The sequence below is a fragment of the Micromonospora sp. CPCC 206061 genome (assembly GCF_036906915.1).
Taxonomy (GTDB): Bacteria; Actinomycetota; Actinomycetes; order Mycobacteriales; family Micromonosporaceae; genus Phytohabitans.
On record NZ_JBAKHX010000008.1, the window covers coordinates 123,183 to 142,595 of the forward strand.

At 70.4% G+C, this 19,413-nt stretch carries 19 protein-coding genes; 10 read left to right on the forward strand and 9 right to left on the reverse strand.

All coding sequences use genetic code 11. The annotated features are described in order from the left end of the window. Nucleotides 1–8: 8 nt before the first annotated feature. On the reverse strand, nucleotides 9–2,105 hold the full coding sequence (locus tag V6V89_RS09435) for a choice-of-anchor D domain-containing protein (protein ID WP_334618618.1): 2,097 nt from the start codon (nucleotides 2,103–2,105) through the stop codon (nucleotides 9–11). Nucleotides 2,106–2,305: 200 nt separating this feature from the next. Between V6V89_RS09435 and V6V89_RS09440 the strand changes: the two genes are divergently transcribed. The 4 genes from V6V89_RS09440 (at nucleotide 2,306) to V6V89_RS09455 (ending at nucleotide 7,624) form a co-directional block, all read left to right on the forward strand. Next, complete coding sequence (locus V6V89_RS09440) at nucleotides 2,306–2,920, forward strand: DedA family protein (protein ID WP_334618619.1); 615 nt, start codon at nucleotides 2,306–2,308, stop codon at nucleotides 2,918–2,920. Nucleotides 2,921–2,998: 78 nt separating this feature from the next. Next, nucleotides 2,999–5,314, forward strand: a complete 2,316-nt coding sequence (lon, locus tag V6V89_RS09445; RefSeq protein ID WP_334618620.1) for an endopeptidase La — start codon at nucleotides 2,999–3,001, stop codon at nucleotides 5,312–5,314. 308 nt (nucleotides 5,315–5,622) lie between these two features. Next, on the forward strand, nucleotides 5,623–6,222 hold the full coding sequence (locus tag V6V89_RS09450) for a DUF6230 family protein (protein WP_334618621.1): 600 nt from the start codon (nucleotides 5,623–5,625) through the stop codon (nucleotides 6,220–6,222). A gap of 13 nt (nucleotides 6,223–6,235) precedes the next feature. After that, entirely contained in the window at nucleotides 6,236–7,624 is a 1,389-nt protein-coding gene (locus V6V89_RS09455; protein ID WP_334618622.1) for a DUF6114 domain-containing protein, read from the forward strand. Between the two features lie 88 nt (nucleotides 7,625–7,712). Here V6V89_RS09455 and V6V89_RS09460 read toward each other — a convergent pair whose 3' ends face one another. Beyond that, a complete protein-coding gene (locus V6V89_RS09460) occupies nucleotides 7,713–9,383 on the reverse strand; it encodes a DUF885 domain-containing protein (protein WP_334618623.1) in 1,671 nt (556 codons plus the stop codon). A gap of 108 nt (nucleotides 9,384–9,491) precedes the next feature. Between V6V89_RS09460 and V6V89_RS09465 the strand changes: the two genes are divergently transcribed. Beyond that, nucleotides 9,492–10,460 (forward strand): DMT family transporter, encoded by a 969-nt coding sequence (locus V6V89_RS09465; RefSeq protein WP_334618624.1) that lies wholly within the window; start codon nucleotides 9,492–9,494, stop codon nucleotides 10,458–10,460. On the opposite strand, the gene V6V89_RS09470 is transcribed toward V6V89_RS09465, so the two are convergent. Beyond that, nucleotides 10,408–11,484: a PHP domain-containing protein gene (locus V6V89_RS09470; protein WP_334618625.1), complete on the reverse strand. Its 1,077-nt coding sequence runs from the start codon at nucleotides 11,482–11,484 to the stop codon at nucleotides 10,408–10,410. The two genes, V6V89_RS09465 and V6V89_RS09470, sit on opposite strands and share 53 nt — an antisense overlap. 10 nt (nucleotides 11,485–11,494) lie before the next feature. Then, a complete protein-coding gene (locus V6V89_RS09475) occupies nucleotides 11,495–12,475 on the reverse strand; it encodes a prephenate dehydrogenase (RefSeq protein WP_334618626.1) in 981 nt (326 codons plus the stop codon). 145 nt (nucleotides 12,476–12,620) lie between these two features. Here V6V89_RS09475 and V6V89_RS09480 point away from each other — a divergent pair, with 145 nt between their 5' ends. Beyond that, entirely contained in the window at nucleotides 12,621–13,673 is a 1,053-nt protein-coding gene (locus tag V6V89_RS09480) for a hypothetical protein (RefSeq protein ID WP_334618627.1), read from the forward strand. Between the two features lie 4 nt (nucleotides 13,674–13,677). Here the strand turns inward: V6V89_RS09480 and V6V89_RS09485 are convergent, their stop codons facing one another. Next, nucleotides 13,678–14,409, reverse strand: a complete 732-nt coding sequence (locus V6V89_RS09485) for a M23 family metallopeptidase (protein WP_334618628.1) — start codon at nucleotides 14,407–14,409, stop codon at nucleotides 13,678–13,680. 60 nt (nucleotides 14,410–14,469) lie between these two features. Between V6V89_RS09485 and V6V89_RS09490 the strand changes: the two genes are divergently transcribed. The 4 genes from V6V89_RS09490 to V6V89_RS09505 all read left to right on the forward strand — a co-directional run bounded on the left by V6V89_RS09490 (nucleotide 14,470) and on the right by V6V89_RS09505 (nucleotide 16,390). Then, a complete protein-coding gene (locus tag V6V89_RS09490) occupies nucleotides 14,470–14,832 on the forward strand; it encodes a hypothetical protein (protein ID WP_334618629.1) in 363 nt (120 codons plus the stop codon). 90 nt (nucleotides 14,833–14,922) lie between these two features. Beyond that, a complete protein-coding gene (locus tag V6V89_RS09495; protein WP_334618630.1) occupies nucleotides 14,923–15,090 on the forward strand; it encodes a hypothetical protein in 168 nt (55 codons plus the stop codon). Nucleotides 15,091–15,176: 86 nt separating this feature from the next. Then, nucleotides 15,177–15,701, forward strand: a complete 525-nt coding sequence (locus tag V6V89_RS09500) for a tRNA adenosine deaminase-associated protein (RefSeq protein ID WP_334618631.1) — start codon at nucleotides 15,177–15,179, stop codon at nucleotides 15,699–15,701. Nucleotides 15,702–15,967: 266 nt separating this feature from the next. After that, on the forward strand, nucleotides 15,968–16,390 hold the full coding sequence (locus tag V6V89_RS09505; protein WP_334618658.1) for a nucleoside deaminase: 423 nt from the start codon (nucleotides 15,968–15,970) through the stop codon (nucleotides 16,388–16,390). Here the strand turns inward: V6V89_RS09505 and V6V89_RS09510 are convergent. Genes V6V89_RS09510 through V6V89_RS09525 form a run of 4 tightly spaced genes read right to left on the reverse strand, consistent with a single transcriptional unit; the run spans nucleotide 16,387 to nucleotide 19,313 of the window. Then, nucleotides 16,387–16,821, reverse strand: a complete 435-nt coding sequence (locus tag V6V89_RS09510; RefSeq protein WP_334618632.1) for an acyl-CoA thioesterase — start codon at nucleotides 16,819–16,821, stop codon at nucleotides 16,387–16,389. The two genes, V6V89_RS09505 and V6V89_RS09510, sit on opposite strands and share 4 nt — an antisense overlap. Then, the gene (locus V6V89_RS09515) at nucleotides 16,818–17,456 is read right to left on the reverse strand and encodes a TetR/AcrR family transcriptional regulator (protein ID WP_334618633.1); all 639 of its coding nucleotides are present in this window, start codon (nucleotides 17,454–17,456) and stop codon (nucleotides 16,818–16,820) included. Before V6V89_RS09515 ends, V6V89_RS09510 begins: the two co-directional genes overlap by 4 nt. 40 nt (nucleotides 17,457–17,496) lie before the next feature. After that, on the reverse strand, nucleotides 17,497–18,660 hold the full coding sequence (locus V6V89_RS09520) for a sensor histidine kinase (RefSeq protein ID WP_334618634.1): 1,164 nt from the start codon (nucleotides 18,658–18,660) through the stop codon (nucleotides 17,497–17,499). After that, on the reverse strand, nucleotides 18,657–19,313 hold the full coding sequence (locus tag V6V89_RS09525; protein WP_334618635.1) for a response regulator transcription factor: 657 nt from the start codon (nucleotides 19,311–19,313) through the stop codon (nucleotides 18,657–18,659). Before V6V89_RS09525 ends, V6V89_RS09520 begins: the two co-directional genes overlap by 4 nt. Nucleotides 19,314–19,413 lie beyond the last annotated feature (100 nt).

Here is a 19,413-nt window from a genome sequence, read left to right on the forward strand (position 1 = left end):
CCGTTGAACTAGGGCCCCGACCGTCGAGAGACGGTAGTGGTTCCGAGAGTCGGCGCCTGCGTCCCGGGCCGGAGTCCAGCGCCGATCGCCGTACCCGAGCCCCACGGCAGGTCGTACGTGCCGGCGACGTCGACCAGGATATGCGTCGAGCCCATGTTGTTGTAGACGTGGAACGCGTCCTCCGGGCCGATGCCGGTGATAACGGCGTTCGGTACGATCTGACCCTTTGACGGGTTGAGGCTGCTGACGCCGGGGCGACCGATGCCGGAGACGCCAGCCGGCCAGACCGTCACGTAGGTGTTGGCCGTCGGGGAGACCGCCGTGACGTTGAGCGACAGCCCGAGAGTGTCAGGCCCGGCGATCGTGCTTGGCGTGGTGACCGTGGCCGTCACGCCGGCACCGACAGCGCCGGGGAGGCCCTGAGCGATCCGCGAGTCGGCGATGCGGGTCGGCTTGATCGGCTTGAACCGCAGGCCGCTGACGTCGCTGCGCGTCTCGAAGAACCCGACGATGTCGACCACGATGTGCGTGCCGGCGTTGGAGCCGTTGTAGACCCCGTACATCGGCATGCCGTAGCACCAGCTCTCGTAGCACGTCTGCACCGGCACGATGGCCATGTTGGGGACGGTCGTGCCGGGCGAGAAGTTGAGCGTCGAGGTGTTCGGTGGGTCGCCCGCGCCGTTCCAGGCCGACAGATACCCATGCCCGCCGGGGCTGACCGCGGTGATGTTGACCGCGAACGCCTGGATGAACGAGTTCCATTCGCCGTAGTCGACAGCCTGCCGGATCCAGTAGCCGCCGGGCAGCTTGCCGTCCCCGTCGGTGCGGGTGTCCATGAGGCGGCTGGGCACGGTGCGGATGAGCTCGTTGCCGGTGCCAAGGCTCGACATCACGGAGCTTGAACCGGCGTAGAAGCCCACCACATCGGCGATCACGTGGGTCGAACCGCTGTGGTTGTAGAAGTCCACCTTGCCGCCCGCGCCGACCGGTACGGTCACCGAGTTGGCGCCCGTCCAGCCCTTGGGGTAGTTCAAGTTCGAGGCGGTGGGGCGGGACTGGCCGGTGGGGTAGGCGGTGAGATAGCTGGCCCACGTCGGTGACGTCACGGTCACGTTCAGCACGACCGCGGAGACGCCGGTGGACGGCACGCCGCCGCGCCCGGTGACCTGAAGGGAAACTGTGCTCTGCTTGCCGAGCACGCCTTTGCGGACACCGGTGCCGTTGCGGGTGTCCATGAGACGGGCCGGCGTGCGCGGGTAGTAGGTGCCCACCGCCCCGATGAACCCCTCGACGTGCAGGCTGATCGTGGGCCCGGCACCGTCACCGGTCGGCAGCAACACGGACGCGGTCCGCGAGCCGGTCTGGCGGGGCGTCGTCTTGACCGTCACCGAGCAGGTCTGGCCAGGGTTAAGCGTCTTACCGGCGCAGCCGTCGGTCACCACGGCGAAGTCGCGCGGGTGGGCGCCGATGAGCTGCGCCTGATCGAACGTGGTCGAATCGCTGCCGCCCGCCGTCACCGTGACGGTCTTCTGTGGACCGTCCGGGGTGAGCTCCGAGTAGCCGTAGCTGAGGCTGTCGGGGTTGAGGGTGACACCGCTGTACCCGAGGGTCGAGTTGTACCGGATCTCGCCGGTGTTCGCAGCGAGGGCGGTGTCACACCGGAGGCCGTACGAGGCGGCGAACGACGTGACCGCGTTCGTGTCCGTATCGCGGACCAGTTCCTTGATGGTGATCCAGCCATCGGCCGTGCCGCAGCCACGGCCTTCTCCGCCGAGGTTCAGGCCAGCGTGGCTCCCGTCGGCTGGCCACGATGCGTCGTAGCGCGTGCCGACCGCGAACTGCGCGCCGGTAGGCGGAATGATGGACATTCCCCAACTGTTGCCCGAGGCCGAGGCGCTGAGGCGCATCCCGCCCTCGGTGTACGACTGGAGTGCGATGGTCGAGTTGGTGGCGTCGAAGACCCGGCTGCCGCCAGGAAGTACGTACGAGTTAGGTGCGCCGTTGACGGTGAAGGCCGTGTACGGCGCGGCGGCTTGCGCCGCTGTAGGGATGAGGACCGCTGCCGCGGTCGCGATGCCAGTGACGGCACCGGCAAACAAACGCAAGGTAAACCCCCGAAGTGAACGAAGGCGCGCGAATCTACTGTGGACCACGCGCGCAAGTCGCCTCACGCTAGTCGATGCGGGGCGTCCGCGCTGACCCAATAAAGGGTCTACCCCGAGATCGCGTCAGGGTTGGATCTAGGGTCAGGTTCGGGGCTTCGGCCCTGATGTCCAAAGCGGCCCGCGCCCATAGCGTCATGGACATGACGGAATTGCTGGGGTGGATCGGGGATCTCCCGACGGGAGTCGTGATGGTGGCGCTGAGCGCGATCATGCTGCTCGACGCGATCCCGCTGGTGGGTGTCCTGGTGCCGGGCGACGTCATGGTGCTGGCTGCGGTCGGCGCACGGGGGCCGATGAGCGGCGGTGGGGTGCTCTTCGGGGTGGTGGCCGGCTGCCTGGCCGGCTGGTCGCTGACCTTCATGGCCGGCCGCCACCTGGGGGACCGCATTCGGCGGGGGCGGCTGGGCCGGTGGATCGGTGAGGCCCGCTGGGTCGCGGCCGAGCGGGCGCTGCGGCAGAACGGCTCCGGCATCGTGATCGCCGCTCCGTTCCTTCCGGTGCTGAACGCGCTGATGCCGCTCGCCGCGGGCGGGCTCCGGATGCCGTACCGCCGGTTCATCCTCTCGGCGGCGCTGGGCGCGGCGATGTGGGCCGGGCTGTACGTGGCGCTCGGCCTGATCGGGCAGGCGGTCGGCGGGCTCTTCGCCAACGACCTCGTGACGATGGCCGCCACGATCACGATCGGTCTGAGCATCGGCTGGGTGGTGCTGCTCAGCACGAGGCGCCGGTTCGCCCCCGCTTCGGCCGCCGCGTGACGGCAGTCACAAGAAGGAACATAACGCACCGTTCGTAACTTGAGCCGAACAAGCTCAACTACGAATCGGGGTTACGCAATGACGACTCTCCCGGTCCTGCCGTTGACCGACGCGGTCCTGCTGCCCGGCATGGTCATCCCGGTCACCCTGGATCAGACGACGCAGGCGGCCATCGACGCCGCCCGTACCTCAAGCGAGAAAAAGCTCCTCGCGGTGCCGCGCCTGGATGGCGAGTACGGCTCCGTGGGCACCATAGCCACGATCGAGAAGGTGGGCCGGCTGCCCACCGGCGAGCCAGCCGCGGTGATCCGAGGCATCGCACGCGCCCGCATCGGCTCCGGCGTGCCGGGGCCCGGCGCGGCGCTCTGGGTCGAGGCGGCTGAGCTCACCGAGCCGCCTGTCACAGGAAAGACGCGCGAGCTGGCCCGCGAGTACAAGACCCTGGTGACGTCGCTGCTCCAGCGCCGCGGCGCCTGGCAGGTCATCGACGCCGTCGAGCGGATGACCGACCCCGCCGAGCTGGCGGACTCCGCTGGGTACGCGCCGTGGCTCTCCGACCAGCAGAAGGTCGAGCTGCTCACCGCGCCGGACGTGACCGCCAGGCTGGAACTGCTGGTCGGCTGGGCGCGCGAGCACGTGGCCGAGCAGGAGGTCGCCGAGAAGATCAACGACGACGTCCGCGAGGGCCTCGAGAAGTCGCAGCGGGAGTTCCTGCTCCGGCAGCAGCTCGCGGCGATCCGCAAGGAGCTCGGCGAGGACGAGCCGGAGGGCTCCGCCGACTACCGGACCCGGGTCGAGGCCGCCGACCTGCCCGAGAAGGTGCGCGAGGCGGCACTGCGCGAGGTCGACAAGCTCGAACGGGCCAGCGACGCGTCGCCCGAGGTTGGCTGGATCCGGACGTGGCTCGACACGGTGCTCGACATGCCGTGGAGCACCCGTACCGAAGACAACACCGACCTGGTTGAAGCGCGGACGGTGCTCGACGCCGACCACGCCGGCCTGGAGGACGTGAAGGACCGCATCCTGGAGTACCTCGCGGTGCGCAACCGGCGAGCCTCGCGCGGCCTGCACGTGGTCGGCGGGCGCGGCTCCGGCGCCGTGCTGGCCCTCGCCGGCCCGCCCGGGGTCGGCAAGACCAGCCTCGGCGAGTCGGTCGCCCGCGCGCTCGGGCGAAAGTTCGTCCGGGTGTCGCTCGGCGGCATCCGCGACGAGGCGGAGATCCGCGGCCACCGGCGCACGTACGTCGGCGCGCTGCCCGGTCGCATCGTGCGGGCCCTGCGCGAGGCCGGCTCGATGAACCCGGTCGTGCTGCTCGACGAGGTCGACAAGCTGTCGGTGGGCTTCGCGGGTGATCCGGCCGCGGCGCTGCTGGAGGTGCTCGACCCGGCGCAGAACCACACGTTCCGCGACCACTACCTCGAGGTCGACCTGGACCTCTCGGACGTGCTCTTCCTCGCCACCGCGAACGTGGTGGACACCATCCCCGGCCCGCTGCTCGACCGGATGGAACTGGTGACCCTGGACGGGTACACCGAGGAGGAGAAGGTGGCCATCGCGCGTGACCACCTGCTGCCCAGGCAGATCGAGCGCGCCGGCCTGACGGCAGACGAGGTCGGCGTCGACGACGACGCCCTGCGGGCGATCGCCGCCGAGCACACCCGGGAGGCGGGGGTGCGCCAGCTCGAACGCGCGCTAGCTCGCGTACTGCGGAAGGTCGCGGTCCGTCTCGCGTCCGGTGGCGATCCGGTACGCGTCGACGCGGGCAACCTCAGCACGTACCTGGGCCGGCCGCGCTTCACGCCCGAGTCGGCGGAGCGCACCGGGGTGCCGGGCGTGGCGACCGGCCTGGCCGTCACCGGCGCCGGCGGTGAGGTGCTCTTCATCGAGGCGACCGCGATGGAGGGTGAGCCCGGCCTGGTGCTGACCGGCCAGCTCGGCGACGTGATGAAGGAGTCGGCGCAGATCGCGCTGTCCTACCTTCGCTCGCACGGCGCGGAGCTGGGCATCGATGTGGGCGCGCTGGCGAAGCGGCGGATTCACGTGCACTTCCCCGCCGGGGCGGTGCCGAAGGACGGGCCCAGCGCCGGCATCACGACGGTAACCGCGCTGGCGTCGCTGATCTCCGGGCGCCCGGTGCGCCCCGAGATCGGCATGACGGGTGAGGTCACGCTTGCCGGCCGGGTACTGCCAATCGGCGGCGTGAAGCAGAAGTTGCTCGCCGCGCACCGCGCCGGTCTGACCGAGGTGATCATCCCGGCCCGCAACGAGCCGGACCTCGACGACCTGCCGGAGAGCGTGCGGAGCGCACTCACGATCCATGTGGTCGGCGACGTGGCCGACGTACTGGAGCTGGCGCTGCGCCCCGCGGGTGCACTGCTGGCGGCGGCCGCCTAAGAGGCAGCGGCCGGATCGAGGGCGGAGGCGCTTGCCTCCGCCCTCGATCGCGTGAACGGCTCCGTTACGCAATCGTGACGTAGCCGTTCATCACTACCCAGCGTGCGACACGCAGAGGTCTTTGGGGTGATTTGCCGGAAAGTCGATTCCGCGCACCGCATGGTCACGCAGTCCGCGCGCGACTTTTCGGTTACCAGCTAGTAGCAAGGGTCTTGTGACACGCGTCGCTACGGGGCAACATCAGCCCCACCGCTTGCTACCGCCTGGTAATACAGTGCGGCCCCCCAGAATCTCGTAAGGAGAACCTCGTGAAGGATCCGCAGGGCGGTCTGGTGCAGGGACGCGTCAGATGGCGGAGATTCGCCGCGCTGCTGCTTCCGTCGACCGCGCTCGCCGGTGCCATCGTCTTCGGTATGGCCAACGGCGCCATCGCCGCCTCCTTCGCCGTCTCCGGCCAGACCTTCAAGGTCTCGGCCTCCAAGCTCGACGGCACGGGCTTCGCCCAGTACGGCGGCATGGTCACCGAAAAGGCGACCGGCGAGCAGCACCCTGTGGCGGTGTCGGCAGTCGCGAGCGCCAAACTGTACGACCTGTGCCAGTCGGTGAAGGTGCCGAACATGCCGGTCGTACTCACGATCAACGCCGGTGGTGGCGGCAACCCGGCGACCGCGAGCGACCTCCTGCTCGACGTGACCGAACTGGAGGGCGACGCCACGTTCACCAACATCCAGATCGGCCGGGACGCCTCGGACCTCGGTGGCCAGGTCGGCGCCTTCGGGCAGCGGGCCGACCGGGTCGTGATCGAGGATCTCCGTCAGGTCGCGTGGTCGACCACGGCCGGCACCTTCACCCTCAACGGGCTGAAGCTCAAGGTCAACGTGGGTGCCGACGCCAAGGAATGTTTCTGATCTGGAGGAGTTGGTGACCGCGACACCCGCGACACCACAGCACGCGAGCGCAGGCGGGTTCGTCCGCTTCTGGCGGTCGTTCACCCGGTGGCGGCGGTCGAGGCCGTTCTGGGGTGGCCTGTTCACGCTGCTCGCCGGCTTGGAGATCTTCGGCACGACGCAGATGAGCCTGGGCGGCCTCACCTTCCAGATGGGGCCCACCGGGTTCCTGTCCTGGCTGATCCCCACGATCCTGGCTCTGTGTGGCCTGCTGATGTGGTTCACCCCGCAGCAGCGGATGTTCTACTCGGTCGTGGGCGCGATGACCGCGGTGTTCTCGCTGGTCGCCGTCAACCTCGGCGGGTTCCTGATCGGGCTGCTGCTCGGCATGATCGGCACCGCGCTCGGTTTCGCTTGGACGCCGGTCACGCGGGCGACCCCATCGCCGGAGCCCACTGAAGAGCCGCCGGCACCTGAGCACACCTCGGTCGACAATCTGCTCGACGGCTCGCCGGACGCCGAGACCACCGGCGAGCTGCCGCCGCAGCGGCGGAGCCCGCACCTGTTCGTGATCGCGCTACTGCTGCTGCTCAGCCTCGGCGCGGCCGGAGTGGTCATCGGGCATGGCGCCACCGCCGCCCAGGCGGCACCGTGCCCGCCCGCCGCGTCCACGCCGACGAAGCCCAAGCCAACCCCGTCCGGCGGCGCCACGGCGACCCCCGCGCCGACGCCGACGCCGTCCCCGAGCGAGTCATCCGAAGACGGCGGCAACATCGTCACGGACATCCTGGATGGGATCGGCGACCTCTTCGGCATCGGCGACAGCAAGGCCGAGCCGACTCCTTCGGCGTCGGCATCCCCCTCCGCCTCGGCCTCCGCCCCTGCGTCACCCACCAAGCCGGCGCCTTCGTGTACCCCGAAGCCTGGCGACTCCAACGGCGGAAAGGACCCGGCGAAGGACGACCCGCGACTCAAGCCGCTCGCTGCGCCCGGCGACATCCCCGACATCAACGAGACACCGTCCCGCATGACCGGCACCAAGCTGACCATGTGGAACCTCAAGTTCGAGGGCGTGACCAACCTGCCCACCGCCGACGGCGGCACGCAGAAGGTGCTCCAATTCTCGATGACGAAGTCGACCACCGACGACTTCGAGCTGGTGCCCACGATCCTCAGTGGTGGCCGCACGATGTCGCTGAAGAGCAGCGCGCTGACCGTCGAGGGCAACGTCCGGTTCTTCACCCCGCGCTTCGAGGGCAACCTGCTCGGCGTGCTGCCGCAGGTGTACACGCCCGAGTCGCTTCCGCCCCTACCCGAGGAGCTGGAGCTGCCGATCCCGGTGTTCTACACGAAGATCAACGTGCAACTGACCTATGTGGACTGCGACAAGCTCGAGGCCCCGGATCTGCTGAACACCCTGTAAACGGAGTCGCCATACTGGGCCCCGTTCCCACGGGCGAACGGGCCGGTGCTGCTTCCCCCGTGCGGCGCCGGCCCGTTCGTCATTTCCGTCAGATGCGGGCCATCGCCGCCTTGAACGGGTCGAGGCCGAGCGAGCCCAGGTTCAGGGCGTCGCGGTGGAAGTCCTTGAGGCTGAACGCGGCGCCCTTACGCGCCTTGGCATCCTCACGGGCCTGCAGCCAGATCCGCTCACCGACCTTGTACGCGGGCGCCTGCCCCGGCCAGCCGAGATAGCGGTTGAGCTCGAAGCGCAGGTTTTCGTCCGGCACTCGGCAGTGGGCGCGCATGAACTCCCAGCCCAGCTCGGGCGTCCACCGCTCGCCGGGATGAAAGCCGAACGGGTTGTCGCGCGGGATCGGAAGCTCCAGGTGCATGCCGATGTCGACGATCACCCGGGCGGCCCGGAACGCCTGCCCGTCGAGCATGCCGAGCTTGTCGCCCGCGTCTTCCAGGTAGCCCAGGTCGTCCATGAGGCGCTCGGCGTACAAGGCCCAGCCCTCGCCGTGCCCGGAGCTCCAGCTCAGCAGCCGCTGCCAGCGGTTCAGCAGCTCGGCACGCACCAGGGTCTGCGCGATCTGAAGGTGGTGACCGGGCACGCCCTCGTGGTACACGGTCGTGACCTCGCGCCAGGTGGAGAACTCGTTGATGCCCTCGGGCACCGCCCACCACATCCGCCCGGGACGGGTGAAGTCTTCGCTCGGGCCGGTGTAGTAGATGCCACCGTCGCTCGTGGGCGCGAGGCAGCACTCGATGCGGCGTACCTGCTCGGGGATGTCGAAGTGGGTGCCGGCCAGCTCGGCGACCGCCTTGTCGGCGAGCGCCTGCATCCAGTCCCGGAACGCTTCCTTGCCCTGGATGTTGCGGGCCGGGTCGGCGTCGAGCGCGGCGACCGCCTGGTCGACGGTGGCGCCGGGCCCGGCGATGCGGGCGGCCACCGTGCGCATGTCGGCTTCCAGCCGGGCCAGCTCTTCGAAGCCCCACGCGTACGTCTCGTCCAGGTCGATGGTGGCACCCAGGAAGTAGCGGGAGGCCAGCTGGTACCGCTCGCGGCCGGCGGCCTGCTTCGCGCGGCCCCGCGGTGCCAGCTCGTCGCGCAGGAACTGGGCGAACTGCGCCGTCGCGGCGGTCGCGGCCGCGGCGCCGCGCCGAAGGTCGGCGGTCAGCGCCTCGCCGGCCTTCAACTTGTCGACCAGGCCGTGGAAGAAGTTGTCGCGCTCCGGGTCGGTCCACACGTCGCACTGCTTGGCGACCTCGAGCATCTGCGCGCGGGGGCTCACGTGATCCTCGTCGGCGGCGGCACGCAGCGTCTGCTTGTACTGCTCCACAGCGCCGGCGAATTTCGCGAGCCGGGCGGCGATGTTGGCGATCGCCTCCTCGCCCTGAGTCGGCATGAGGTCGAAGATCTGCCGCAGCCCGTGTACCGCGCTGCTGATCACGCTGATCTCGCTGGCCGTCTCACCGGCCTCGTACCGCGCGAGCTGGAGCTTCAGCCGCTCCTCCATCGCCTCTTTGGCGACCCGTTCAGGCTCGTCGTCGGGTGCGGTCGCGGCGAGGTTGGCAAGCGTGCGCCGGGTCAGGTCGGCGAAGGCGGCGAAGCCCTCCGGCGAAAGGTCGTCTAGTTGGTCGTCGAAGCCGGCGATCCCGGCATACGTGGCGCCGGTCGGGTTGAGCGGCGCCCACTCGTCGACGTAGCGGTCCGCCAGGTCAGTGATTCGTCCCACCATGCGACCTTACGTGAAAACGTGCGGCCAGCCGCTGAACCGTTACCGGCAAGCCCAAGGTCCGAAAGTCGCGAGACGATGTCGTATCCATGAGGCAGAGTGTCAGCAGTGAACAGCGCCATCACTCCTGACAAGCCAGACCTGCGTGGCTTCCTGCCCGGATTTCTGGCCCTGGCCGTGATCTGGGGAGCCAGTTTCCTCTTCATCAAGGTCGGCGTCCGCGAGCTGCACCCGCTCTACCTGACGCTCTTCCGCGTCGGCGCGGGCGCGCTCACGCTGCTGGTGGTGCTGGCAGTCGGCCGGCAGCGGCTGCCCCGCGACCCGCGGCTCTGGGGACATCTCACGGTGGTCGCCGCGATCGGTGTGGCGCTGCCGTTCACCCTGTTCGGCTTCGGCGAGGAGCGTGTCTCGTCGGTGCTCGCCGGCATCTGGAACGCCACCACGCCGCTGGTCGCGCTGCCCATGGCGGTGCTGGTGTTTCGCACCGAGCGGATGAACACGCGGCGCGCGGTCGGCATCGGCCTCGGCTTTGTGGGCGTGCTGACAGTGCTCGGCGTCTGGCAGGGCGTCGGCGGTGCCCAGCTGACCGGCCAGCTCATGTGCTTCGGCGCCGCGGCCTGTTACGGGCTCGCGATTCCGTACCAGAAGAAGTTCGTCGCCGGACACGCCGCGTCGGGGCTCTCGCTGTCGGCCGTGCAGCTGCTGATCGCCACCGCACAGTTGGCGATCGTGGCGCCGCTCTTCGCCGGAGCCCCACCCGCACCCACCGGGCTGTCACTGGATGTGATCGCGAGCGTGCTGGCGCTGGGTGCCCTCGGCACGGGCCTTGCGTTCGTCATCAACATGCGCAACATCCGGGTCGTCGGCGCGACCACCGCCTCGACGGTGACCTACCTCATCCCGATCGTCTCCACCGTCGTCGGCGTCGTCGCGCTCGGCGAGGGCGTCACCTGGTACCAGCCGGTCGGGGCGCTCATCGTGCTGCTTGGAGTGGCGGTGTCGCAGGGGCTGCTGGGCGGTCGGGTCAGGCGTGACCCTGAGCCCATTCCACAACCCGTTCAGCAGGCCAGCTATTGATCACTCGATCGGCCGGCACCCCGCACAGGGCGGCCCGCTCACAGCCGAAGCGCTGCCAGTCGAGCTGACCCGGCGCGTGGGCGTCGGTGTTGATCGCGAAGCGACAGCCCGCTTCCATGGCCCGCCGGAGCAGCCGTTTCGGCGGGTCCTGCCGCTCCGGCCGAGAGTTGATCTCGACAGCCGTGTCGTGTTCGGCGCACGCCGCGAAGACCGCGTCGGCGTCGAAGTCGCTGGGCGGCCGGGTCTTGCCGCCGCGCCGGTGCGCCCGGTCGCCCGGCCCGGTCACGCCCGCTGGCCTGTTTGCCACCATGCGCCCGGTGCAGTGACCCAGGATGTCGACGTGCGGGTTGGCGATAGCGGTGAGCATCCGCTTCGTCATCCGGGCACTGTCGTCGCGCAGCCCGCTGTGCACCGAGGCGACCACCACGTCGAGCCGGGCGAGTAGCTCCTCTTCCTGGTCGAGCGTGCCGTCGGCGAGGATGTCGACCTCGATGCCGGTCAGGATGCGAAAGCCCTCCGGCAGCGCGTCGTTGACCGCTGCCACGTAGTCGAGCTGCTTGCGCAGGCGGTCGGCGGTCAAGCCGCGTGCGACCGTCAGCCGGGGGGAGTGGTCGGTCAGCACCACGTACTCGTGGCCCAGCTCGACCGCCGCGAGCGCCATCTCCTCGATCGGGGAGCCGCCATCTGACCAGTCCGAGTGCGTGTGGCAGTCGCCGCGCAGGGCCGTGCGCAGCGCGGTCGCCGCCTCGTCCAGGTCGACGCCCTCGGTGGCCAGCAGCCGCCGCAGGTATACCGGCTCCTCGCCGGCCAGCGACTCGGTCACGCAGCGGGCGGTGACGTCGCCCACGCCGTTGAGGTCGGTGAGCGTGCCGGCCGCCGCTCGGCTGGCGACCTCGGTGGTGGGCAGGGCGGCGAGCGCCTTGGCCGCCGACCGGAACGCCCGCACCCGGTAGCTCGCCTCATTGGCCCGCTCCAGCAGGAACGCGATCCGCTTCAGATCGGCAATCGGATCCCGTGCGCTCATGTGTCCCACATTAGGAGTTGGGTCTGACGGCCGTGACCGTGCGGCGGTCCTCCGCCACCGCCGTTATCCAGCCGCCGGCTCTGCCGAGGCGCAGGAGAGCGTCGGAGCGGGCCGGGAGGTCCAAAGGCTTGCCCGGTTGCGGCGGCCAGGCGGCACGCGCGGCCGCTCCCGGCGCCAGCCAGCGGGTCAGCGACGAGATCGGGTCGCGCTCGTCGAGCGCGGCGCGGGCACCCGCGAGGACGTCGAGCACCGCGTCGAGCGCCGGGGCCACGGCTGCGGCGTTGCCGCCGCACATCGCGGCCACCAGCTCGGGCCGGCTGGCCGCCACCCGGGTGCCGTCGCGGAAAGATCCGGCTCCCAGCGTGCCCGCGAGCGGGTCGGTCGCCGCGGTCGCCGCCAGCGCCGAGGCCAGCAGATGGGGTACATGGCTGACCGCCGCCACGGCCCGGTCGTGCTCGGCGGCGGTGGCCGGGACCACGCGGGCGCCGAGCCCGGTGAAGAGGGCGGCCAGATGCAGCCAGTCGGGCAGCGAGGTCTCCTTCGGCTCCAGGCAGAGCACCCACGCGCAGCCGGTGAACAGCTCGGCTTCGGCAGCCGCGAAGCCGGACTTTTCACGGCCGGCCATCGGGTGCCCGCCGACGAACCCGGCCAGCCGCGGTAGCCGCCGCTTGACGAGCTCGCGGACCGGTTCTTTGACGGAGGTGACATCGGTGACCAGGCCGCGGTATCCGGTGCCGCCCAGCTCGATCAGAACGCCCTCGACCGCCGGCAGCGGCACCGCGATCACGACCAGCTCGGCCTTGGCGACCGCGTCTCGCACGGTGGGCACGACCTGCCAGCGGGCGCGCGCCGGCGCCTTTGCCGCGGCGGTACGCGCGGTCGCGCGGGTGGCCGGGTCGGCGTCGTACCCGAGCACGGCGTGCCCGGCCGCGGCGAGTGCGCGCAGCACAGAGCCGCCGATGAGTCCCAGCCCGAGAACCGCGATGTCCACGGGGGTGACTCTCGCACATAGCGCTCCCGCATTGTTACCCGTGCGCTAGCGTAATTTCGTGGCTATCCGGAATGGATTATTCGCATTGCTAACAATCAGTGCGCTTAGTGCTAGTTTGGTCATCGCCGGACCGGCATCGGCGGCCGTGTCCGCCGCCCCGAATCCCGCACCCACCTTCAACGGCACCGTCTACGCGGTCGCGTACGCGGGCGAGACGGCCTACGTCGGCGGCGACTTCACGATCGCCACCGTCAACGGCCGCTCGTACACCCGCAACCGCCTGGCCGCCTTCGACGTGCGCACCGGGGCGCTGCGCGGCTGGGCACCCAGCGCCGACGCGCGCGTCCGGGCCATCGCGGTCTCCGGCGGGTCCGTCTACATCGGCGGCGCCTTCGGGTACGTCAGCGGAGCGCGCCGGGACAGCCTGGCGCGGCTCAGCGCCAGCACCGGCGCCGTACACAGTTTCAAGCACAGCCTCTCCGGCCAGCCGTACTCGCTGGCCGTCGCCAACGGTCGCCTCTACGCCGGCGGCAACATCAGCTTGGTCGACGGCCAGCCACGGTCCCGGCTGGCCGCGTTCAGCCTGAGCACCGGGGCGCTCGACGGCACCTGGCGGCCGAGCGTCGACAGCACCGTCGAGGCGGTCGCGGCCACGGCCGACCGGGTCTACGTCGGCGGCAAATTCGGCGCCGTGAACGGGACGAGCCAGGCTCGGCTCGCGGCCGTGCACCCGGCCTCCGGCGAGCTCGACAGCGGCTTCCGGGCCCGCCCCGCCGACATCGCGCACGGGCTCACGGTGAGCGGCGGAGCCGTGTACGCGGCTCACGGCGGCCCGGGTGGGCGGGTCGTCGCGTACGGGCTCGACGGCGCCAGCCGGTGGAACCTCACGATGGACGGCGACCCGCACGCCGTGACGGTGCTCGACGGGATCGTCTACTTCGGTGGCCACTTCGACAACGTGTGCCGGTCGGCGCGGACCGGATACCAGGGGGAGTGCCTGGACGGAAAGACCCGGCGGGTCAAGCTGGGCGCCGCCGACACAAGCAGCGGCACGCTGCTGTCCTGGAGCGCGAACGGCAACGGCGTCGAGGGCGTCTTCACGATGGCGGTGCACACCAGCCTGCGGAAGGTCGCGGCGGGCGGCGCGTTCACCGCCATCAACGGCGCGCAGCGCGAGCGCTTCGTCCAGTTCGGTTAGCGGTTTACGGCGCGCTCGGGCAGCCGTTGGACTTCTGCCACGACTTCACCTTGTCGACCGGCGACTTGTTGCTCTTCTTGCGCCACGCGTCGAGGTACATGGCCGGCCAGACGACGCCCCGGCGGAGCCACCAGTCGCCGGTGCGCTTGCACGGTGGAGAGATGCCGAAGTGCAGGTGGCACACGTTGTTGGCGTTGCCGGTCTTGCCGACCGTGCCGAGCCGCTGGCCGGCCCGGACGCGTACGCCCGCCTCGATGCCGCTCTGCACCACGGTGAGGTGCGAGCCGTAGTACCGCACGCCGTCGTCACCGAGCAGCGACACCGACAGGCCGCCGTTGTTCGGCCCTTGGACGCCGCTCTTGCTGTACTTGTCGACCCGGCTCACCTCGAGCACCTTGCCATCGGTCACGGCGACGACCGGCTCGCCGCAGTCGGCGAAGATGTCGGTCGCCGGGTACGCCGAGTGGGTCGGGTGGTACGCGACGTTGCTGGCCGACACGGGGAAGACGTACTTCCACTTCCCGCTCGTCGTGGAGGTGGACTTGCTCGTCGACGGCTTGGGGCTCGGTGACTTGCTCGCGCTCGGGGTCGGCGAGGGCGTCGGCGCGGCCGTGGTGGGCGCGACCGTCGTGGGCGCCGGCGTGAGGCTGCCGGCGCCTTCCCACTGTGGCGCCGCCTCTTCGGGCGCCTGCTTCGCGCAGCCAGCGACCAGTGCGGCTGACAGCAGAACGATCATCGACGCGTGTACCCGTCCCCGTAACACCCGGCCATCCTGGCAGATAGGTACGCTCCTGTCATGGCCGACCACTACCCGGCACGGCCGCCGGTGCGTACCCCATCGGGGTTGTTTCCGTCGGGACCACCGCGCCCCACCTACCGTGAGCCGCACCGGGTGCGGCCCGCGGGCCTGACCGCCGGCCTGGGCGCGGGGGTCGCCTGGCTGCTCTTCCTGGGTCTTCTCGGCGGTGATCTCCGCGGCTACGTCTCGTGGACGGTCCTCGCCGGCCTGTTCGCGTGGGCGGTCGCGTGGATCTTGACGCGCCTGGGTGACCGGGGCGTGGCGGCTGGCGTGGCGATCGCCACTGGACTGGCCTGGTCGATCGCGGCGGTGGCGGTGGCTGTTCGCTGGGGCATGACCGGCGACTGGCCGCTCTGGTAACCAGCCGTTCCGGTAAACGCTGTGTGGCGGGCGCGTTGCGTCTCGCACCCGGGCTTGACGAAGTCCAGCGTGGTTCGGCACCCTCGCGACATGGTCTGGACAGTGCAGCGGCTCGACCCCGACCGAAGCCGCCGCCGGTTGCAGCTCCTTGCCGAGCTAGCCAGCGCGAAGTCGGTGCGGGACCGCGAGCGCCCACCCCAGCGGCGCGGTGAGCGCCTGCGTGAGCTGATCGCGATGCGCCGGCGCCTGGCCGGCTGACGTGCGCTATCCCTCAGCGGCGTTGCGCGCTCAGTAACCGACATAACCGGCTACCGTCACGCGTATCAGACAACCTTGGGGGGACCGTGTCGTACTTCGCTGCTGCCGTTGTGCGCGGCTCGGACGGCTGGACCGCAGCTGAACTTGATCTTACTGGCGCGGCGGACATCGACGAGGTGGCCGACCAGCTGCGCGACGTCAATCCAGACGCCGACGTGTCGTTGCTCTTCGTCGAGGCCGACGACCTGTACCTGGCGATACTCCGTCTCGACCAGGGCGAGGACCTGCGACTGTTCGGGTCTGACTCGGTCTTCGCGGAGGAGTCCCGGCTCGGCGCGCTGCTTCTCGGCGACATCGAGACGCCCGCGCTGGAGATCGACGAGGTGACCGAGCCGCCGGTGCCCGCCGATGACGACGAAGACGAGCCGCCGGCCAGCGAGCCCGACGTCGAGCCCGTCGGCGACGCGGACCTGCTGAAAGATCTCGGCATCAGCTCGCACCAGCTCCTCGAACTGTGCGCGCACGAGGGCATGATGCCCGCCGACGTGACGGCCGAGGTGTGCCAGGTGCTCGGCTGTGGCGACGAGGTCGAGGAGCTGCGCGAGGCGTGAGCGAGGGAGGTGGCGCGGCGGCGCCTGGACCGAGCGACGCGCCGATGAAGTCGGTGCGCGGCGCGCGGGAAGGCGTCGCCTTCAGCGCCGCCCGACCGAGCGAACCCGGAGGCACAGTGAGCGAGGGAGGTGGCGCGGCGGCGCCTGGACCGAGCGACGCGCCGACGAAGTCGGTGCGCGGCGCGCGGGAAGGCGTCGCCTTCAGCGCCGCCCGACCGAGCGAACCCGGAGGCACAGTGAGCCGCCGCGAGCTGCACGAGCTTTGGATGCGCCGGGCACTCGCCGTCGCAGGCTCGGGAGGCGCCGACGACGTCCCGGTCGGGGCCGTCGTGTACGGGCCGGACGGCACCGAACTCGCCACCGGCCGCAACGAGCGCGAGTTGACCGGCGACCCCACCGCGCACGCCGAGATCCTGGCGCTGCGCCGGGCCGCCGCCGCGCTCGGCGAGTGGCGGCTTGAGGGCTGCACGCTGGTCGTGACCCTGGAACCGTGCACGATGTGCGCCGGCGCGCTCGTGCTGACCAGGGTGTCCACAGTGGTCTTCGGCGCCTGGGAACCCAAGACGGGCGCGGTGGGCTCGCTGTGGGACGTGGTGCGCGACCGCCGTCTCAACCACCGGCCCGAGGTGTACTCGGGCGTGCTCGAAGCCGAGTGTGCGGCGATGATGCGGTCGTTCTTCCGCCTTTAGTGCTTCAGCAGGCTCGTGCCGATCTCGCGGGCGGACTCTGTCCACGCCGTCGGGCGCATGGTCGCCGGATCGAGGCGGACGATCGCGCGGCGCCCCTCGGCGTAGCAGGTCTGCCGGTCGGTGGAGAGAAACCGGAACCCGTACTCCGCGCTGCTCTGCCCCATGTGGTTGAGCCAGAAATGCACCAGCACCTCGCCCGCGCCCCGGATCGGCCGCAGGTACGTGATGCTGAATTCGCGTACCGCGTGGACGAGGTCGGGCGTCGACGGGCCGTTGTGGTCGAAGTAGTGCCCGCGCGCGGTCCAGTACGGGGCTACCGCCCGCTCCAGCAGCACCGCGTATCTGGCGTTGTGCACAAGGCCCATGGCGTCGAGGTCGTCGAAGTACACGGCGATCGGCTCGACGTGGCCATATTCGAGGGCGAGGGTCATTCCTGTGCCTCCGGTAGCAGGGTGGGATCGGTGCAGAGCCCGCGCAGGCGTTCCAGTACGGCGCGGGTGGCGAGGGGACGGACGACTTCGGGGGAGAGCAGGCGGAACTGCATGACAGCGGCGACGCCGGCCGCCTCGATCTCGTACGCCAGCACCGCAACGTCGGTGTCCTCCCGCAGCTCGCCAATCTCGATGGCCTGCCGCGCGAGTAGCTCGATGTACTCCATCCACTCGGCGTGGGTCTGTGCGATGCGGTCGTACACCGGCCCGGAGCGGGCGTTGTATTCGAACTTGGCATTGGCGAAGAAGCAGCCGCCCGGCAGGGTCTTGGCCGAGTAGAAGTCGAGCCGGGCCATGTGTAGCGCCCACAGCCGGCGTACCCCGCGCGGAGCCGTCCGGGCCGGGTCGATGACGTGCTCGGTCCACTGCTCCCGGGCCCGCTCGACGGCGGCGAGCTGGAGATCCTGTTTCGATCGCCAGTGCGCGAAGAGCCCGGACTTGCTCACCCCGAGCGTCTCGGCGAGCTGGCCGAGCGAAAGCCCGTCGAGGCCCACCTGGGTGGCCAGTGCGACCGCCCGGTCGAGCACCGCCGTGCGGGTGCGCTCGCCGCGGGCCACCCGGCCGTCCACTGTCATGCCAGGAGCATACGATAAATAAGACCGACCGGTCGTAAATTTAGTTGGCGGGCAACGTGACCTGTACCACCAGCCCGCCACCCTCCCGCGGCACCGCCTGAGCGTCGCCGCCGTGCGCCCGCGCGACCGCCCGCACGATCGACAGGCCGAGCCCAAAGCCGCGGCCGCCGTCGGTGCGTTCCCGGCCCAGCCGGCGGAACGGCTGGAAGAGCGCCTCGATCTCGTACCCAGGCACCACCGGCCCGGTGTTCGACACGGTGAGCGACGCCTGGCCGTCCGCCACACTCGTGGCGACAGCGAGCCAACCGTCGGGCGCGTTGTGCCGGATGGCGTTCTCCACCAGGTTCTGCGTCAACCGCTCCAACAGGATCGCGTCGCCCGCGGTCGAGGCGGCGCGCAGGTCGCGAACGATCTCCACCGTGCCCGGTGTCGCCTGGTCGAGCACGTGCGCGGCGACCTCGGCCAGGTCGACGGGCGCCCGCTCGGTGATCTCCTGTTCGGCGTCCGCGAGCGTGAGCAGGCCGTCGATCAGCCGCTCGTGCCGCTCGTTGACGGTCAGCAGCGACTCGCCCAGCCGCCGGGTCTCGGCCGTGGCCTCCGGCCGGGTAATCGCCAGCTCCACGAGTGCCCGGTTGAGCGCCAGCGGTGTGCGCAGCTCGTGCGAGGCGTTGGCGACGAAACGGCGCTGGCCGTCGAACGAACGGTCCAGCCGTTCCAGCATCACGTCGAAGGTGTCCGCCAGCTCCTTGACCTCGTCACCCGGGCCGGCCAGGGCTATCCGCTCGTGCAGTCCCCGGCCCGCGCCGTCGGCGCCCGCGATCCGGCGCGCCGTCTCGGTGATCCGTTGCAGCGGCTGCAACGCCCGGCCGGCCACCAGCCAGCCGAACCCACCAGCGGCCAAACCGACCACGAGCAGCGCGACGGCGCCCTGGGTGAGCAGCGAGTCCAGGGTCTCTTCGCGGTACCGCTCCTGCTCGGCCATGATCTCCTGGCGAATCGTCTCCCACGCCTGAGGGTCCTGCGGCAGCGTCTGGAGCTGAGAGCGGAACTCGGCCATGACCTGGTTGTTGCGGTCGAGGCCGACCCGGTCCTCCAGGCGCTGGTTCACCAGGAAGTACGTCACCCCGAGCAGCAGCGCGCCGGCGAGAAAGAACAAACCGCCGAACAGCACGGTCAGGCGCAGGCGGATCGTCCAGCCCTTCATGGCACTCGGTACCCCACTCCTGGCACGGTCTCCACCACCTGCGGATCGCCCAGCTTCCGGCGCAGCTTCATCACCGTCACCCGGACCACGTTCGTGAACGGGTCGATGTTTTCGTCCCACGCCTTCTCCAGCAACTGCTCGGCCGAGACCACCGAACCCCCGGCCCGCAGCAGCTCGGTCAGCACCGCGAACTCCTTGTTGGCCAGCGGAACGTACCGCCCGTCGCGGAAGACCTCGCGCCGGGCGGGATCGAGCCGGATACCGGCCCGTTCGAGGACCGGTGGCGCGGCCGGCCGGGCCCGCCGCACAAGCGCGTGCACCCGCGCCGACAGCTCCGCGAACGCGAACGGCTTCGGCAGGTAGTCGTCGGCGCCGAGACCCAGGCCGGCCACCCGGTCGCGGACGCCCGCGGCGGCGGTGAGCATGAGCACGCGCGCCGGCGAATCCGATTCCACGATCGCCCGGCACACCTCGTCGCCGTGCACCACGGGCAGATCCCGATCGAGCACCACCACGTCGTACTCGTTGACGCCCAGGCGTTCGAGCGCGGCGTCGCCGTCGTAGGCCAGGTCGACGGCGAAGGCCTCGCGCCGCAGCCACTCGGCGACCGCGTCGGCCAGGATCTTCTCGTCTTCGACCACCAGGATCCGCACGCCTCCATGGTTCCCCAGCGACGCATAACGCGGCCGTTAACGCCCGCGGTTACGCCGAGGTTATCGGCCGATCGGTTGACTCCCCGGCGACAGAGTCCAG

Coding starts and splice junctions, on each gene's coding strand:
- V6V89_RS09515 (WP_334618633.1), bottom strand. CDS start 17,456: ATGACAGTGGACGGCCGGGTGGCCCGCGGCGAGCGCACCCGCACGGCG.
- lon (WP_334618620.1), top strand. CDS start 2,999: ATGACGACTCTCCCGGTCCTGCCGTTGACCGACGCGGTCCTGCTGCCC.
- V6V89_RS09470 (WP_334618625.1), bottom strand. CDS start 11,484: ATGAGCGCACGGGATCCGATTGCCGATCTGAAGCGGATCGCGTTCCTG.
- V6V89_RS09495 (WP_334618630.1), top strand. CDS start 14,923: ATGGTCTGGACAGTGCAGCGGCTCGACCCCGACCGAAGCCGCCGCCGG.
- V6V89_RS09520 (WP_334618634.1), bottom strand. CDS start 18,660: ATGAAGGGCTGGACGATCCGCCTGCGCCTGACCGTGCTGTTCGGCGGT.
- V6V89_RS09510 (WP_334618632.1), bottom strand. CDS start 16,821: ATGACCCTCGCCCTCGAATATGGCCACGTCGAGCCGATCGCCGTGTAC.
- V6V89_RS09490 (WP_334618629.1), top strand. CDS start 14,470: ATGGCCGACCACTACCCGGCACGGCCGCCGGTGCGTACCCCATCGGGG.
- V6V89_RS09485 (WP_334618628.1), bottom strand. CDS start 14,409: ATGATCGTTCTGCTGTCAGCCGCACTGGTCGCTGGCTGCGCGAAGCAG.
- V6V89_RS09505 (WP_334618658.1), top strand. CDS start 15,968: ATGCGCCGGGCACTCGCCGTCGCAGGCTCGGGAGGCGCCGACGACGTC.
- V6V89_RS09440 (WP_334618619.1), top strand. CDS start 2,306: ATGACGGAATTGCTGGGGTGGATCGGGGATCTCCCGACGGGAGTCGTG.